The sequence below is a fragment of the Streptococcus oralis subsp. oralis genome (assembly GCF_002096435.1).
Classification (GTDB): Bacteria; Bacillota; Bacilli; order Lactobacillales; family Streptococcaceae; genus Streptococcus; species Streptococcus oralis_AA.
The window spans coordinates 85,288-102,387 of sequence record NZ_NCUI01000023.1 but is presented as its reverse complement, the minus strand read 5'-3'; the positions used below and the strand labels follow the sequence as shown (position 1 = coordinate 102,387).

The 17,100-nt window shown below is 41.5% G+C and carries 13 protein-coding genes; 1 reads left to right on the top strand and 12 read right to left on the bottom strand.

The window, feature by feature from the left end:
- Positions 1-9: 9 nt before the first annotated feature.
- Complete coding sequence (pbp2b, locus tag B7723_RS02905) at positions 10-2,052, bottom strand: penicillin-binding protein PBP2B (RefSeq protein ID WP_084849209.1); 2,043 nt, start codon at positions 2,050-2,052, stop codon at positions 10-12.
- 255 nt (positions 2,053-2,307) lie between these two features.
- On the opposite strand from pbp2b, the gene B7723_RS02900 reads away from it, so the two are divergent.
- Positions 2,308-3,159: a MurR/RpiR family transcriptional regulator gene (locus B7723_RS02900; protein WP_084849210.1), complete on the top strand. Its 852-nt coding sequence runs from the start codon at positions 2,308-2,310 to the stop codon at positions 3,157-3,159.
- 135 nt (positions 3,160-3,294) lie between these two features.
- On the opposite strand, the gene B7723_RS02890 is transcribed toward B7723_RS02900, so the two are convergent.
- The 11 genes from B7723_RS02890 to B7723_RS02840 all read right to left on the bottom strand — a co-directional run bounded on the left by B7723_RS02890 (position 3,295) and on the right by B7723_RS02840 (position 16,964).
- On the bottom strand, positions 3,295-4,059 hold the full coding sequence (locus B7723_RS02890; RefSeq protein WP_084849211.1) for a class I SAM-dependent methyltransferase: 765 nt from the start codon (positions 4,057-4,059) through the stop codon (positions 3,295-3,297).
- A gap of 327 nt (positions 4,060-4,386) precedes the next feature.
- Positions 4,387-5,271 carry an ROK family protein gene (locus tag B7723_RS02885; RefSeq protein WP_084849212.1) on the bottom strand — a complete coding sequence of 295 codons (885 nt, stop codon included), beginning with the start codon at positions 5,269-5,271 and terminating at the stop codon, positions 4,387-4,389.
- 17 nt (positions 5,272-5,288) lie between these two features.
- The gene (locus B7723_RS02880; RefSeq protein ID WP_033630084.1) at positions 5,289-6,206 is read right to left on the bottom strand and encodes a dihydrodipicolinate synthase family protein; all 918 of its coding nucleotides are present in this window, start codon (positions 6,204-6,206) and stop codon (positions 5,289-5,291) included.
- A gap of 170 nt (positions 6,207-6,376) precedes the next feature.
- Complete coding sequence (locus B7723_RS02875; protein WP_084849213.1) at positions 6,377-7,021, bottom strand: YesL family protein; 645 nt, start codon at positions 7,019-7,021, stop codon at positions 6,377-6,379.
- Between the two features lie 20 nt (positions 7,022-7,041).
- A complete protein-coding gene (locus tag B7723_RS02870; RefSeq protein ID WP_000575429.1) occupies positions 7,042-7,494 on the bottom strand; it encodes a YhcH/YjgK/YiaL family protein in 453 nt (150 codons plus the stop codon).
- Between the two features lie 445 nt (positions 7,495-7,939).
- Positions 7,940-8,779 (bottom strand): carbohydrate ABC transporter permease, encoded by an 840-nt coding sequence (locus B7723_RS02865; RefSeq protein WP_001183243.1) that lies wholly within the window; start codon positions 8,777-8,779, stop codon positions 7,940-7,942.
- A 15-nt stretch (positions 8,780-8,794) separates the two neighbouring features.
- Positions 8,795-9,661: a carbohydrate ABC transporter permease gene (locus B7723_RS02860; protein WP_161801140.1), complete on the bottom strand. Its 867-nt coding sequence runs from the start codon at positions 9,659-9,661 to the stop codon at positions 8,795-8,797.
- Positions 9,662-9,880: 219 nt separating this feature from the next.
- Positions 9,881-11,209, bottom strand: a complete 1,329-nt coding sequence (locus tag B7723_RS02855; protein WP_000672117.1) for an extracellular solute-binding protein — start codon at positions 11,207-11,209, stop codon at positions 9,881-9,883.
- Between the two features lie 113 nt (positions 11,210-11,322).
- A complete protein-coding gene (locus B7723_RS02850; RefSeq protein ID WP_001135645.1) occupies positions 11,323-12,021 on the bottom strand; it encodes an N-acetylmannosamine-6-phosphate 2-epimerase in 699 nt (232 codons plus the stop codon).
- Positions 12,022-12,254: 233 nt separating this feature from the next.
- Complete coding sequence (locus tag B7723_RS02845) at positions 12,255-15,647, bottom strand: SIALI-17 repeat-containing surface protein (protein WP_084849284.1); 3,393 nt, start codon at positions 15,645-15,647, stop codon at positions 12,255-12,257.
- Between the two features lie 336 nt (positions 15,648-15,983).
- A complete protein-coding gene (locus B7723_RS02840; RefSeq protein WP_084849214.1) occupies positions 15,984-16,964 on the bottom strand; it encodes an acetylxylan esterase in 981 nt (326 codons plus the stop codon).
- Between the last annotated feature and the right edge of the window lie 136 nt (positions 16,965-17,100).

The window sequence follows — 17,100 nt, the reverse complement described above, 5'->3', positions numbered from 1 at the left end:
AGTTCCTTTCTAATTCATTGGATGGTGTTGGTGATAAAGATTGATAATGTCGCGTGCAATTGAAGGTCCGACACCGTTTGTAAGGTTGGTGTTATGAGGAAAGACGACTGCGACCGCGATTTGAGGATTTTCGGTCGGTGCATAGGCGACTGCGTTGGTATTATTGGCTTTTTGACCGCCATTAACGTAACTTTCGGCAGTACCCGTTTTCCCGCTGATGGAAACGGCTGCGCCATTTGAAAAGGCACGACCAGTTGTCAGAGCACTCGTTCCATGCGAAACTTGATAGAAACCTTGCTGCAAGATAGCCATATCTGATTCTGAAATATTGACCTTGTTCAGTTCCTTAGTGGCTGTTTCTTGAACCAGACTACCTAAGCCACCTTGGTCATTGTTTCCATAAACCCCTTCAACGATGTGAGGAGCTAAACGTACGCCATTGTTTGCAATGGTTGCGACATACTGGGCTAACTGCATCGGTGTGTAGTTGTCAAACTGACCAAAGGAATTATTGATATAGTTCCCCAAATCAAATTCTTTTGGCGTAAATCCTGTGGATTCATCTGGGAGGTCAATCCCTGTTGAAGCCCCGAGTCCATATTCCCCAAAGGTTGATCGCAATTTGCCCATTGCAGTCTCTAACTGTCCCGTTGCGGCCACCATGTTTGGTGTGTAGGTCTGTCCCATGATTCCTAGCGCAGTCTGAACCATATAGGTATTAGAAGAGTATTCTAGAGCCTCAACTGCTGTGATAGGGAAAGAACCATAGGACAAGGTATACCATGAATTGATAGGGGCCGAACCTTGGAAAACAATCGGCTGGTCTGTCAAGGTTTGATTACCTGACAAGACTCCATTTTCCCAACCAGAGCTGATGGTCGCCGCCTTAACGACAGATCCTGGCACAAAGACGTTGGTTATCGTTCCAAGCGAATCTGAACTTAATTTACCGGATTCGACATCATGCTTGACACCTGACATGGCCAAAACTGCACCGGTTTTAGGATTGAGGGCTACGGCGTAAACCCCTTCAGAATATTTGGCTCCACCGTTACCCAACTCTGAGTTGAAGTAGCTCTTGAGTAGGTCGTCCACACCATTCTGGAAAGCTAGGTCAACCGTTAACTTGATATTGTTTCCTTTACTTCCTTCTTCGACATTTTCCACACTTTCCATATTTCCGTGTTTGTCGAGGTGGATTTCTTTGACGGAGCGTTTTCCTTGAAGAACATCTTCATATTGCTTTTCAAGATAGGAAGTTCCCACTCGGTCATTGAGAGAATACCCTTTTTTGAGATAGGCATCAACTTCCTCTGCTGGAAGTCCTGACTTTTCATTTGAAACGCTACCAACGATTGTTGACAAAGAAGTGTCTAGGACTTTTCGATCCCATGAAGTTGAAATACTAATCCCTGGTAATTCCTTGGAGGCCGATGCAACGAGAGCAACTTGGGTATCATCTAAGGCATCCGTAGAAATGGTGCCCGTTGCAAAATTTTCAACAGCATTTAGCTGACTAAAGAGATAGATTTCCTTTTTCTGGTCATCTGTATAATTAAGTTGACTCACGTCAATACTTTCAACCGCATTATTGTAAAGTGTCGCTTCCGATAAGCGGTTCCCATCTGAATCCAGGCGTTTATCGCTCGGCAAGGATTCGACTGTTTTTTTGTATATATCTTGGTCCGCCAAGTAGTAGTCTGCAATCTGTCGATCTGTCAGATCAGGAGAGGTTACATTTACATATGTGAGGAGTTTCTTGGCTGTCTCCTTCAATTCAGTTGCCGTCATTTTATTGTTTCGTGTGAAAGAAACAACTTGCTTGACAGTATTTTCTACCAAGGGTTTCCCAGCCGCATCATAGATCTGTCCACGAGCTGAACTGGTTGTTACCCTTGTTTGGCTGGCTGAGGCCAATTTTGTTTCATAAAAATCTTTATTGAGCACCTGCATGTATAACAATCGACCAATAATGGCCATAAAGAGCAGAATGACAATCGCAAATAATAAATTAAGCCGAATCGGAATCGAATGGCTATTAAATTTTCTCATACAACTAAGACTCTTTTCTAGAAAAATTCCCGATTTCCACCTTTATTTTCCCTAAAATAATAGAGTAAACAGGTGAAACTCAGTACATTTCATTGTACCATATTTTACGGAGAAACTCTTGGAAAAGTCGAAGCATTTTTTGACTTTTAACTGAAAATGCCTTTTTATTTGGTTATCCTATTTTCTATGATATAATGATAGTAATAGTTAGGAAAGCGTTAACCTTTAAGACTTTGACTCATAAAAAGGAGCCTCATGAACAAGCCAGATATCGCAACCATAATCGACCTCCATTTTGAAGAATTAACCGAGCTCGAGCAAGAAATCGCTCGCTATTTTTTACAAGCTGAAACGATCCAAGATGATCTTTCTTCTCAGCAAGTTACCCAGAAATTACATATCTCCCAAGCAGCCTTGACCCGCTTTGCCAAAAAGTGTGGTTTTACAGGCTACCGAGAGTTCGTCTTTCAATACCAGCACCAGGCTAGTAAACCGGACACTCATTCGCACAAACACAGTCCTTTGACCAAACGTGTTTTGCGAAGCTACAGTATCATGCGAGAACAAACACAGGATTTGATTGACGAAGAACAACTGGAACGCGTCGCTCAATTAATCGATGACGCAGAACGAGTTTACTTTTTTGGGACGGGAAGTTCTGGTCTGATTGCCCGTGAGATGAAACTGCGCTTTATGCGACTAGGTGTTGTCTGTGAAGCTTTGACCGATCAGGATGGCTTTGCTTGGACGACCAGTATCATGGATGAAAACTGTCTGGTACTTGGCTTTTCCCTATCAGGAACTACCCAATCCGTCCTCGATAGTTTGTTGGATGCCAAGGAAATGGGCGCCAAGACCATCCTCTTTACCAGCGCACCAAACAAAAACAGTCAGGCCTACACCGAAACGGTCCTTGTGGCAAGCCATAGTCAATCTTCTTACATCCAGCGTATTTCCGCTCAACTCCCTATGCTCATTTTAATAGATTTGATTTATGCCTACTTTTTAGAAATCAATCGCAAGAGCAAAGAAAAAATCTTTAACAGCTATTGGGAAAATAAAAAACTCAACGGCTATCGTAGACAAAAACGTGTTAGAAAATCCTAGTTTGGTTGGACCAAACTAGGATTTTTTTGTTTTGAAATGATAATAGGCACCCAACATCACTGCGGTATTTTGGTGATGGACAAATTCTAATCGTAAAATAAAATGAGCTATTCTTCAGAAGTACGTTCTATAATATCATAGTTTAATGCAAAGTGTAGCGATGTAGTCATTTCCATACCGTGATAATCGATGTCTTTTGTCACACGATTCATAAAAATCGATCATAGCGAGGCCGTTTTTTAGTTGTCCTCTAATCTGACTTTCTAAGGTATGGCTAAATTCATATCCATATTCTGGATTGATGGTGATTTTGCCTTCCTCTTCAAGCTCTCTTGAATTAAAAGGGATTGACAACTGTAACAGTAATTCCTCATCGGGTTTGTCCCATACAGTGTCAGCATCATACATGTAGATCCAGGGATTCATAAATCCGACCATTAAAAGTCCACCCTTTTTCAATACGCGAGAGGCTTCTTTATACATGTTTTCTAAATCCTCTATGTATACATTTGAAACCGGATTAAAAACAATATCATAAGTTTCATTTTCAAATGGAAATGGTTTTGTCATATCACCTTGAACGGTATTGATTTTTAAGCCTTCTCGTTTTGCAACCATTTCATCTCTTTCTAATTGTGATTTAGAAAAATCCATAATGGTGACATCATAACCTTTTGCAGCAAAAACAGGACCCTGCTGTCCACCACCACAAGCTAACCCTAATATCTTTTTTCCCTTGGCTTTTTCAAACCATTCTATCGGAACTTTTTTCCCCACAGTTAAGGCGACAGAAATTGGATGCTTTCTAGCTTCTTCTAATTCTTCATGTGTCAATGGCTCAGTATAGGCATTTTTTACATTATTCCATCTATCTTCATTTAATTTTATATAATTACTCATCTTACAATCTCCTCGTAATTTTATAGTATTTCGATTTAAGTTGGATGTGTTGCCACACTTCTCTCACCTCTAGAAATTTTAATTTGTCAATTTTTCGTCCACCTCATTATATCATTTTTCCACATTTCTCATTTACTCAAACTAAACACTAGTTGAATTTTATGATAGAATTGCTCTCGCTTCAACCTTTCATACAAGATGCTTATTTTCTCCTAGTTTCTCACGATTACCTCCTTTGGCTTAAATTTTTCAATAAAAAAAGAATTAAGCAAAACAGTTTTCACTCGAGTAGTGATTCAGTGTTTTTCTTAATTCTATAGTTCCAAACTAGGATTGTTTTGTTTTGAAATGATAATAGGCTCCCAACATACCTGCTGTATTTTGGTGATGGGCAAATTCTAATCGTGTTTTTTCAGCTAGACTTGGTACCAAGGTCGCCTTCAAGGCTGTGCGGATCTTTGGTTTGAGGATAGCCTCTTGTCCCATGATACCGCCACCGAGAATGACTACTTCTGGATTGGCAACGTAGCAAATATTTGCCAGACCTTTCCCAAGGTAATCTACCATGCGGTCAATACCTGCCATACAGATTTTATTTCCTTCAGTGGCTTCCTTGAAAATGCGTCGGCCATTCCACTGATCAACTGGATCACCGTGAGCTGTTGCTACATACTCAACCAAGGCTGTCGTAGAAGCAAGATCCTGAAAAGCTCCATCCTGCATGTGCATGTAACCAACTTCGCAGGCCGAATTGCTAAATCCATGGAAGATTTTCCCATCCATAATCAAGCAACCACCGATACCGGTTCCAATGGTCAAGCAAAGTGTGACACTCGCTCCCTTGCCTGAACCAGATACTGCCTCAGCCAGACCTGCACAGTTGACATCATTTTCAATCTCACAAGGAATAGCAAAACTCGTCTCGATTTCCTTCTTGAACTGGGTTCCTGCATAGTTGGGAATCTGAGGACCAGCATAGAAAATCTCACCCTTATCAGGATCCACCATTCCTGCAGAAGAAATGGCAACACCTGCTACTGGGCCTTTTTCTATATAGCTGGCTACGATATCTTTTGTCTTTTGTAAGATATGAGGTCCACCCTTATGCGCCTCGGTTGGCATTTCATGCGATTCAACAAGTTGGCCTTCTTGGTCAATCAAACCATATTTGATGTTGGTTCCACCGATATCAATTGCAACGTAGTGTGTCATAAATACCTCCTTATGGATTAGAGGAAGCGTTCCTTGGTTTCACGAATCAATTGTGCTGCTGCTTCTACAACTGGGCGATCTTCTTCGGTTACTGGCGTCAATGGCGAACGAACTGAACCAATGTTCAAGCCTTCATTGATCTTCAAGACTTCCTTAATCACACCGTACATATTTCCATGTGCAGAAGTGAGCTTGCCAATGATTGCATTGATAGCATACTGCAATTCACGCGCTGTTTCCAAATCTTTCTCTGCAATCAACTCATTGAGTTTCAAGAAGAGTTCTGGCATCGCACCATAAGTACCACCAATACCAGCTTTGGCACCCATGAGGCGACCACCTAGGAATTGTTCATCTGGGCCATTGAATACGATGTGGTCTTCTCCACCAAGGCTGACAAAGGTTTGGATATCTTGAACTGGCATAGAAGAGTTCTTAACACCGATAACACGAGGATTCTTCAACATTTCAGTATAAAGACTTGGAGTCAAAGCAACACCTGCCAATTGAGGAATGTTATAAATCACATAATCTGTATTTGGAGCTGCAGCACTGATATCGTTCCAGTATTTGGCAACTGAGTATTCTGGCAAGCGGAAGTAAATCGGCGGAATCGTTGCAATGGCATCTACTCCCAAGCTTTCTGCGTGGCGAGCAAGTTCCATACTATCCTTTGTATTATTGCAAGCAACGTGAGCAATGATAGTCAATTTTCCTTTGGCAACTGCCATGACTTCTTCCAAAATCAATTTGCGATCTGCCACACTTTGGTAGATACATTCACCAGAAGAACCATTGACATAGAGACCTTGAACTCCCTTATCAATGAAGTATTGAACCAAGGCGCGCGTACGTTCTGGACTGACTTCTCCTTGATCATCATAACATGCGTAGAAGGCTGGAATGACACCTTCGTATTTTTTCAAATCTGACATAGATTTTCTCCTAAGATTTCTTTTTTCTGCTGAGAGCAGTTCTATTTTTTACAAGTTTAGTATACACCTTGTGAAAATCGCTTTCAATATCTTGTATACACTTAGATTTTAGTTTCTACTTGTATTTTAGAAACTATAACGATTGAAAGTAGTTTCAGAAAGATCTCATCCTACTGGTATTTTGCGAAAATTTTCTCCATCAATCCTACTTGGAGAAAGACCAGCAAACCAAAACCAAAGAGGATAAAGACCGATCCACCCAAAAGGAGAGTGAAGGCGGATAGATAAAGAACCATCACAATAAGAAAGAGAATGGCTAACATGAGGAAGAACCATGGAAAGTTAAAACTTGCCAAGATAAGCCCTTTTTGCAACACTTCTTTCCATGACAAATCATAGCGCGCAGCGATGGGATAACTAGCCAGCATCATGAGAGTGAGGAAGATGAGAATCCCCAAACAAATTGCTTTCACAATCTGGAAAGGCAAAGCTGTCTGGCCCCAGAAGAGATAGAGATCTAAAAGGCTTAATGACACAATGCCCAACTCTAGCAAACCTAACTGGAAACCCAGTTTCAGATTTTGCTTGAAAGCTCTTAGATAAGTTCTAAAGACTGGTACCCGTCTGCTTCTCTTAATCTCAAACATGGTTTCATAGAGGCTGATTTTCGCCACTCCAATCGTCACGATGGGCAAACAAGAGACGACAAAAAGAAGATTGGCTGTCACGATATCCAAGACCTTCTCACTGAAACGCATGAGAAAATTATCTGTATCAAATGCTGCCTTGATAAGGCTTACTCCTTTTTGTGCCATGTTTGCTCCTCCTAATTCTTTTAATCAATCAAAATTTTAAAGAGATATTTGCGAACCTTTTCTTCCATACCCGCGTAGCCATTTGGCTGATGAGGTTCTCCTGGGAAGAAAATCGCAAAATTGTGATAGCCCAACAAGAGTGGGTATTTTTCATGACAATGGACAAAGCCAATGTCGCTCGCTTCGTCAAATGCTACCGCTTCGTCTTTGATACGTGAACCGTAGCTCGAATATTCATGTCCTTCTACCAGCAAATGCAAGTCTGCATAGTTCTTATGATGCTCAAATTGATCATTTTCAGCTTGATTGAGGACATTTTCCTGCACAACTAGAAAGACCTTGTCCCCGTCAATCTCATACTTACCGAGTTCGAAAGAATCCTTACGGTGCTGATAGAGATAGTCGATAGCCTTATCTAGATTGGGATGGATCCCCTTGTAAAAGGCGATGTTTTTCAAATCGTCAAAAATCATACTGTTTCCTTTGTTTCTGATAGTTACTAGTTTTCAGTTCCGAATTATCCTTCCTCTATTTCCCTGTAATAGTGCGGACGGAAGCAAATTCCTTCGGAATTTCATTCCTAATTTTTGAGCCTTTCACTCCTTCATCGTCAGTCTCAAAAATTCCGTCTAAGATAAGCGTAAGATGCTTATCTTAGATACCACTAAAGCGGAAAATAGCCACCATAAAACGAACCTACTCTAACTAGTATCATGAAAAGAATTTATTCTTAAGTTTATAAGTGTCTGACAAAACTTCACGAAGTAACTGCATACTCTCCATTTTGTAGACACTTATAACTCTATATTCTCTTATACTTAATGAAAATCGAAGAAGAAACTAGGAAGCTAACCGCAGGCAATACTTAAGTATGGCATGGTAACACAGACGTAGTTTAAATTCGATTTTCGCAAGGTCTTATCCTTTAACAGCTCCCATAGTAATACCCTGAGTGAAGGATTTTTGGAAGACAAGGAAGACGGTTACGATTGGCACGGCTGCAAGAGCTGCACCTGCCATGATCAAACCATAGTTGGTTGCCATTTCGGCCTGCATGGTCGCAACCCCGAGTGAGATGGTCAAGTTTTGACGTGAAGTCAACATAACCAACTGCATAAAGTAGTCGTTCCAAGTATTGATGAAGGTAAAGATTGCAAGGGCTGCAAATCCTGGTTTCACAATAGGGAAAGCTACGCTCCAAAAGGTACGAATCTCACCACAACCGTCGATTTTAGCTGATTCAAGCAATTCTGTAGGGATATTTTCGCTGAACTGTTTCATGAGGAAGACCCCAAATGGCCATCCAATCAAAGGCAAGATAACTGCCCAAAGAGTATCGTGAATTCCCATGAAGTTAACGATACGTACCAATGGTACAAGGACAACTTGTTTTGGAAGAGCCATGGCAGCGATAAAGACTGCAAAGAGGATGCGTTGACCATAGAAACGTTTTTTAGCCAAGACATAACCTGCTAGAGAAGAGGTTGCGCAGACTAGGAACATGGTTACCAGTGAGATAAATACAGAGTTCCACATCCACTGCATAGCAGGGTTTTGCACCATGAGTTGTTGGAAGTTCTCCATGGTTGGCATTTTAGGGAACCACTGTGGCGGAATCATAATGGTATCCGGCTGTGATTTGAAGGCCCCTGTCAAGATCCAGTAGAATGGAAAGATGAACAGTACGGTCAACAAGAGCAAGATAATCGTTGAAATAACAGTGAAAGCTGTTAAGGGTTTCTTTTGTGTAGGTTGCATAACTGTCTCCTTTCTTTAGTATTCTACGTCGTTTCCGAGGATCTTGAATTGAGCAAAGCTGACAATGGCAATCATCACTGCCAAGAAGACACCGATGGTATTTGCATAGCCGTATTCTGTCAATTGGAAGGCTTTTTCGTAAAGGTAGTACATCAAGGTACTTGTTGAGTAGTTTGGACCACCAGAAGTCAAGAGCTGAATCAAGGCGAAACATTGGAATGAGTTGATGGTTGTGATGATCGCGATGTAAAGAGTTGTTGGAAGAAGGCTAGGCCATTTGATCTTCCAGAAGACTTGAAACTCAGTCGCACCGTCAACACGCGCCGCTTCAACAAGTGAGTTATCAATATTCCCCATGGCAGCGATATAAAGAATAATCGGTTGACCAACAGATGTTGTCAAAAGGATGATCATAATCGCTAGCAAAGCCCAGTTTTTGTCACCCAGCCAAGAAATATTTTGGCTGATGATATGGCTTGACTTAAGGACAAAGTTTAGAATCCCTGATAGTGGGTCATAGATCCATTTCCATACAACCGTTACGGCAACACTACCTGTGACTACAGGAAGGAAGAAGACGAAACGATAGAAAGAACGGGCAATGGCATTTTGATGATAGGTTTGAGATGCTACAAAGAGCGAGAAGAGAACCACAATCGGAACAGATCCAATAACCAGGATAACGGTATTGATCAAAGACTTCACAAAGACAGGGTCTTTAAACATGCGAATGTAGTTGTCCAAGCCCACAAACTCAAATTTAGTCATGGAGTAGTTAAAGAAACTTGTAATGAATCCCATAATCATAGGAGCCAAAACAAAGATGACAAAGAAAAATAACACTGGTGCTAGGAAAGCGTAGGAAATCACTGTTTCCCGCATACGAATTTTATTGACTTTCACAGTCGGCACCTCTCTTTCAAATAGAATAGTTTTTGATTTTCTTGAACTGTTTTAAAACCAAAATGAAATTTTTTAAGATTCGCTTATGCAAGAACTTCATTTTAATTTCGTGACAGTTCCTACCATTTCAAACAAAAGTCCCCCTTTTCTTACACCATAGTGCACAGGGAAAAGGGGGGAATCAATCTGACTTAGTGCTTATTGTTTTGTAGCTTTTTTGATTGTTTCGTTAGCTTTTTCAGTGAAGGCTTTCAAAGCATCCGCTGGTTTTTCGTCACCATTAGATACAGATTGCAACATTGGGAACCAAAGTGTTCTCATTTCAGCAAAACCGTCAATTGTGTTGTAGTAAGGTGAGTAGTATTTAGTCCAACCACTGATTGTTTCCATACGTTTGTCTTCATAAAGTTTGCCAAATGAAGTACGAACTGGGAAGGCACCTGTACGAACAACGTCTTTAGGACCCCATTCTTTGTCATCTGCGATGAATTGAACGAATTTCTTAGCAGCTGCGATTTTCTTATCGTCTTTGTTGTTAAATACTGCAAATCCGTTTACAAGGTATTCAAGAGATGGTTTACCAGAGTCTGATGGGAATGGTACTTCTACCACATCTACCTTACTTGCTTCCAAGAGTTTCGCTTGGATACCGTTTTGAGCTGGAGCCCAAAGGATTGTGTATGAAGTTTGACCGTTCGCAAAGTTTTGGATGTCTGCCCCACCGTCAAATTGTGAACCATTGTTCAATAGACCATCCTTGATCCAGCTAGCAGCTTTTTCAAGACCTTTGACGAATTTAGGATCGTCTGTTGTATATTTGGTTACGTCTTTGTCTGTTACAGAACCGCCATAAAGGTTTGCGATGAAGGCACGTGTTCCTTGGTCTCCCCCTTGACCAGAACTGAACAATGAACCTGGTGTATATCCTTTATCTTTAAGCGCTTTCAAAACTTTTTCAAAGTCATCAGTTGTCCAACCTTCTTTTACAAGGTTTGCAACTCCAGCATCTTCCAACATTTTCTTGTTCATAGCCATGTAGAATGGAGCTGAACTGATTGGATACATGTAAGCTTTATCTCCAGCCTTACTTGCTTGTACGATATTTTCGTTGTTGACATCTTTGACGAATTCGTCTGTGAAGAGGTCGTTCAACTCAGCCAATTTACCATTTTTACCGTATTGGATGATACGTCCTGGTGCGTCAAAGAGTACGTCTGGCGCTGTTCCTGCTTCGATGGCTGTTGTAATCTTTTCAGGACCTGACTTGAAGTCGATGGTTTCCAATTTCACTTTTACATCTGGATTTGCTTTTTCAAAAGCTTCGATGATTGATTTTTCATAAGTTCCAACACCGTCACCAGTTTTTTCTTGTGTGAAGACTGGGAATGCCCACCAAGTGATTTCTGTTTTTCCGCTATCGCTACTAGAGCTTCCAGCATCTTTACTTCCACCAGAGTTACCACAAGCCGCAAGGCCAAGAATCGCAGCACCCGCAAGTACTGTACAAGCTAGTTTTCTAAATTTCATTTGTATTCTCCTAATTGATAAGCGTATCCATATTGGATAATGAGTTCTTTATATTTGTATACGTTTTCATTTTGTCCGACGCATCGACCACTCTCCTCTGCTTTGAGATTGTGTTATTTAAGACCGGCAACAAAGCGCTCCGTAATCTCTTTTGGTCTAGTAATCGCTCCACCGACAACGATGCCTCGCACCCCATATTCAAGGATTTGCTTAGCTTGTTCTGGTGTATGAATCTTCCCTTCAGCGATGACATCCACACCTGCTTCACACAGTTTTTTGATCAGTTCAAAGTCTGGACCATCTACCTTAGGACTATAAGAGGTATAACCTGATAGGGTTGTTCCAACAAAATCAATTCCTGCTTCAACCGCTGCTATTCCCTCTTCAAAGGTACTGGTATCAGCCATCAAGAGTTGATGCGGATATTTTTCTTTGACTTGTCGGATAAAGTCCTGAATTTCCAAACCATCGTAACGTTCACGTTTGGTACAATCCAGAGCAATGACCTCGATGTCTAGTTCAGCCAGTTCATCCACTTCTTTCATAGTAGCTGTAATGAAAGGCTCCTGTGGCGGATAGTCACGTTTGATAATCCCGATAATCGGGAGTTTCGTAACCTCCTTAATCTCCTTGATATCGCGAACACTGTTTGCTCGGATACCGACTGCTCCACCTTGCTCAGCCGCTTTGACTAGCAAGGGAATGACTCCTCCCGCTTCTGTATAAAGCGGTTCGTGAGGAAGTGCCTGGCAAGAGACAATGATTCCATCTTTGATTTGTTCAATCAAGGCTTCTTTGCTGATCTGTGGCATCCTCTTTCCTCCCTTTCTTTCTTCTATGGGCTTATTATATATCATTTGTTAAGCGCTTTCAATAGATTGTGATAGAATAGATTTCAGTTTCAAAACTATTTTATAGAACAGACTATCCTGAAAGTAGTTTCAGACCTCTTATGATTTCGAATCAACCTAAATTTAATAAAGAAAGATAGCAGGCTGAAAAACCTGCTATCTCTTCTGAGACTTACTCAAATAGCTTTTACTTATTATTCTTTTCTCTTCTTGCCAAATGCAAACAAGGATAAAACAACACCTGCAAGACCAAGGGAAATCAGTGAGTTTGTTTCCTTACTTCCCGTATTCGGAAGTTCATCTTGTTTAGCTGCTGGCGCTTGATAGGTCACATCTTGGCCTAGAGACAGTTTGTTGTCTGCAGCTGCTAATACTTGATTTGTTTCTCCCTTGTACTCTGGCACTTCAAGGACTGCCGCCTCAGCACCATTGACGCCACCCTTATACTCTGGCAGGTCATTTGAAGCTGCTAAGACAAAGTTAGCACCTCCTCTATATTCTGGAAGCTCGTTTGAGGCTGCTAGAACTGCATTGACACCACCCTTGAACTCTGGAAGTTCATGAACTGCTGCCTCAACAGCGTTGACTCCACCCGTAAACTCTGGTTTTTCTACTGTTGGAGCTGGTTCTTCACCTACTGTTGCCAATGGTCCAGTGTACTCTGGTATCTCTGCCACAGACGCTTCTTCTGCATTAACGCCACCTGTGAATTCAGTTTTTTCAACCGTTGGAGCTGCTTCTTCACCCACTGTTGCCATTGGACCTGTATACTCCGGAACTTCATGAACCGCTGCTTCCTCAGCATTGACACCACCTGTGTACTCCGGCACCTCATGGATAGCAGCTTCACTGCCATTAATACCATCGCTTAGTTTAGAGCCAGCTAAAGAAACTGGTAAATTGTGCATGCTTTCAATTGCACCCTCAGCTAGACCTGTAATTCTTTGACCCATATCCTCTGGATCTATTGTGAATAGGAGAGTTTTTGTATCGTACTGGGTCATAAAGGTTGCTGTCTTGCCATTTGCCAATTGAAGGGTCGGAGCCTTGTTGACCAATACTTCCGAATCGAACTCCATGGCAATAATACCTGGCCATTTTTGGATAGCATATTTTACTTTTGCTTCTTTAGGAGAAATTCTGTCTTTGCTTAAGAAATCCCAGTTGAATTTCTTATAGGATAAAGTATAATCGTTTTGATTGCCATCCGCATGCTCATAAAGCAAACCATATTCGCCATTTCCGAGTTCTTGGAGTGAGTTGTAAGCAAACTTACCACTTTGTATAGGATTGTGTTTCAGCCATGTCAACTCACCATTCTCCTCAACACGAGCTAGGTGAACCAAACCATTGTTGCGTCCAGGACCACCAGCATTGCTGAGTAGAATGTATTCCTTGCCTTCATGCATGGTGTGAATAGCGGACATTTGAACATAAACGTCTTTTACTTGAGGATAACGTTTGATTTCCTTATCCCACGTTGCTCCCCCATCATGACTGGTCGCAACCTGAAGATCACCAGTCAACCCACGCATAAAGAGCTTGAGATCCCCATTATTCAACTGAACAACAGTTGACTCCGTATTTTGGGCGCCTGGATTATTCATGGTTGAAGAGTGAATGGTTTGGTTGCCTACTGGGCGGTTATCATTAACTGCTTCCCCTGCTTGCCATGTTTCTCCATGATCATCTGAATAAATTACACGAGATGATTGAGAACCACTTAGGTAGGAAACGTTGTTTGTTGTATAAACTGGAATCACCAGTCTTCCCTTATGAGGTCCTGTACGCAAGGCAATCCCCGTACCAGGTCCAGTTCCTAGGAAGTGCATCCAATCTTTCCGAATCCCATGAGTGATATCTTTTGGTGCAGACCAAGTCTTCCCATCGTCATCACTGTAGGACATCCATAGGTAGTTGGTATTGGAAACTCTAAAAATATTCTTCTCGCTATACTCAAAATAAATATTTCCGATTAGCTCATTCCCTTTATACAAATCCCCCTTATCGCTGTAGGCAGGTTTTTTGGGGTCAACGACGACGCGATAATCTGTCTTTCTGTTTTGAGGGTCGAAAACCTCTCCGTTTTCTCGAATCGTATAACGACCTGATTCTCCTTGCTTATATAAAACTTGATAAACTTTATCTCCCACTTGTTCATAAGCTTTCGGAGCTTGCCCTGGCAATGAAAATACTGCCTTACTCTCAAGGAACATGTCATAAATTGCAAAAATTCTCTTTGTTTCAGGGTCTTGCACCAAGGCCATATCAATATTAACTGGAGATGGCCAATCTGCATGTTTAGCATGCTCATTGTCACGAGGATTTGAGATTACAATTCGGTCTCCCCATGTTTTTCCATTATCTGAGCTGCGACGAACAACCATCCCAATATCTCCCCAGTCAGAATGGTGCAAACGTCTTTCATCCGTTCCTGCAATCAGCGTTCCTTTATCTGTCTTGAGAAGAGCTGGGATACGATAACTCTTGATACCATCTTTATTTGGTTGATTGTTCCTACCACCTTCAAAGACGTCTTCTTTCTCAGTGACTTTTGCTCCCTCAGGAAGTTTCTGTTCCAATTCACCTCTTTCAAATAATTGACTCCGTGTTTGAACTTCATCTGGGCTTAAAGCACGATCATAAACAGTTAAGTTTCGAACTTGTAGGTTTGATGCCCAAACTGTTTTATTGCCCCGTTTGGTTGCTCCAAGTTGAGCTTGATTAACATCTGGCATATCTTTAATGAAATTCCCAGATTTTAGACTTGTTCGAGATAAGACACCGTTCACATAGAGACGAACTCGACCATGAGGTAACTCCGTTGTCGGTTGTTCGACAGTAAAGGTCACGGAATTCCATTGTCCAGGGCGAACTTTCAAAGGAGCATCTGTATACTTATCATAGAACTGTTCTCCGTTAGCGCCACGCCCTTCAATAAGAGCTGTATTATCAAGGACCGACATAGTAAAGTACTCATTTTCCTTGGTGTCACTGGATACAGAGAAGAGATTGTAAAAGCGTGGAGCTGATGCATCTGGTTTGAACTCCATGTGAACTGTAGCATTTTTTAGTTGCTTTAGTTTGTCTAGTTCATTTGATAAATCAACTCTCTGACCATTTGCTGCATTGGTTTCAACATCTTCTTTTTCAAGGACAGGATTAGCATTTTTTAAATCTCTTGAGTAATAGTCACGAGGAATAGCACCCTGATCCTCTGATTCCTCTTCCTTATTTGCTTCTTCTGCAGGGGTTTCCGTAGAGGATGGAGTTTCTGACTCTGCACTCTCATTTTTTTTCAAATGATCTTGGTCCACCTCAACGCCGTTGTCTTGAGCTGCTGCCAATTTACCAGCCAAATCCTTATCCAAATGAGCAAGATCTCCCGAGGACGCTTCTTTTGGCAATTCTGATAAACCTTGACCAGGTTCGACAGTTTCTGTATTGGCCCCTGCTGCATTGGCTTGCTCTTGAGCTAAGACTGGATTTGCTCCAAATACTACTGTACCAATCACTACAGATGCCGCCCCAACTGCAAATTTTCGAATTCCGTATCGCTGTTTCCGATCTAAAGATTTGTAATTCATGTTTGTCCTTTCATTTTTCATATAATAAAGCGCTTTCTTTTTCTTTAAAAATTTTTATTGTCTCTCAAGAGACAAGTTTTACAAGAAAGTATCCAACTTAATGAGAGCTCCCAATCCTCTCCCATTTTCTGCTGAGCTCGAGTTTTTAATCCTCCAGCAGCCTTTTTCCTCCTTTCACAAGTGACTTTGCCTTTATTATACAATAAAGTCTTATATTTATATCTGTGTTCCCACAGAATAGATTTTACTTTTAAGAATATTTTAATATTTTAAATTTTCTAAAAGTACTTTCAGGTTTTGGACATAAAAAAGAGAGCTCCTGCCCTCTCTCATTCATTATCTTACGCACTTAAAAGGAATCTCACTGCCACAGAGCCAGTTATAAACTTGGTCATTGACAAAAACATTCATGGCTTCGTGAGCATACTCTGGCATGATGCGATAGGCCTTGTCGCAAGTTAGGCGGTTGTAAATCGCAAACTGGGTAATAGGATAGCAAACATCGTCGTCCAAGCCCGTAATCATCTTGACCTCACCTTGAATCCGATGGGCAAGATTTTTCACATCGATATAGGCGAGGGTCGCCATGATTTCCTCCTCTGTTTCATGGAAGGGATCGTGGAACTTAAAATATCGGAAAAGTTCGTCATAGGCTTCACTGGTATTGCCAATCTCAAGCACTCGTCTAAAATCTGACAAAAAAGGATAGATGGCAACTGTTTTCTGAATCCGAGGATTGAGCGCTGCTGCAACCAGGGCTAAAGCACCGCCTTGTGAGGCACCATAGCTAGAAAGTCTTTCCTCATCTACCTGTGACAGACTAGCAACAATTTCGATCAACTGGTAAATATCCAGATAGACATCCTTATAAAAGAGCTGGTCTCGACCTTCAACAGCACCACGGATGATATGCCCCTTCACCGTATTTCCTAGTGGAGAGCGCAAGCCGTCTTGCGAGTAACCTGACTGGCCCCGAACGTCCATGGAAACAACACCGTAACCAGCCACAGTATAGGCCAGCATGTCAGCCCAGTCCCAACCACGTCCCATATAACCATGGAAATGAAAGATTAAAGGAACTTTCTCCTCAGTCTTTGGCAGGACGACGCGAGCGTAGACCTTGCCTTCATTGGTTCCTTCAAAAGTAAGTTCATAGCACTTGACTTGGGGAATATGGAAATCTCTTTCCTCCAACTGGTAGGCTGGAAGCGTTGAAACTTTTTTCACTTCCTCATCCCAGAAGGCATCAAAGTCTTCTGGCACCTCATCCCGTCCTAGATAGGTCTTGATTTCTTCTAACAAAGCTGGATTTTTCATAGCATGCTCCTTTAGTTTTGTAATCGCTATCATAACTCTAGCATATCTAGGAAAGCAATGCAAGAAAGAATGCTAAACAGAAAGTGATTTTAGATTCTCTTTCCTCCAACCTATTGTCTGAAAGTAGTTTTAAAAA

Coding starts and splice junctions, on each gene's coding strand:
- B7723_RS02860 (WP_161801140.1), bottom strand. CDS start 9,661: ATGCGGGAAACAGTGATTTCCTACGCTTTCCTAGCACCAGTGTTATTT.
- B7723_RS02850 (WP_001135645.1), bottom strand. CDS start 12,021: ATGCCACAGATCAGCAAAGAAGCCTTGATTGAACAAATCAAAGATGGA.
- B7723_RS02845 (WP_084849284.1), bottom strand. CDS start 15,647: ATGAATTACAAATCTTTAGATCGGAAACAGCGATACGGAATTCGAAAA.
- B7723_RS02840 (WP_084849214.1), bottom strand. CDS start 16,964: ATGAAAAATCCAGCTTTGTTAGAAGAAATCAAGACCTATCTAGGACGG.
- pbp2b (WP_084849209.1), bottom strand. CDS start 2,052: ATGAGAAAATTTAATAGCCATTCGATTCCGATTCGGCTTAATTTATTA.
- B7723_RS02900 (WP_084849210.1), top strand. CDS start 2,308: ATGAACAAGCCAGATATCGCAACCATAATCGACCTCCATTTTGAAGAA.
- B7723_RS02875 (WP_084849213.1), bottom strand. CDS start 7,021: ATGGCACAAAAAGGAGTAAGCCTTATCAAGGCAGCATTTGATACAGAT.
- B7723_RS02880 (WP_033630084.1), bottom strand. CDS start 6,206: ATGTCAGATTTGAAAAAATACGAAGGTGTCATTCCAGCCTTCTACGCA.
- B7723_RS02870 (WP_000575429.1), bottom strand. CDS start 7,494: ATGATTTTTGACGATTTGAAAAACATCGCCTTTTACAAGGGGATCCAT.
- B7723_RS02855 (WP_000672117.1), bottom strand. CDS start 11,209: ATGAAATTTAGAAAACTAGCTTGTACAGTACTTGCGGGTGCTGCGATT.
- B7723_RS02865 (WP_001183243.1), bottom strand. CDS start 8,779: ATGCAACCTACACAAAAGAAACCCTTAACAGCTTTCACTGTTATTTCA.
- B7723_RS02885 (WP_084849212.1), bottom strand. CDS start 5,271: ATGACACACTACGTTGCAATTGATATCGGTGGAACCAACATCAAATAT.
- B7723_RS02890 (WP_084849211.1), bottom strand. CDS start 4,059: ATGAGTAATTATATAAAATTAAATGAAGATAGATGGAATAATGTAAAA.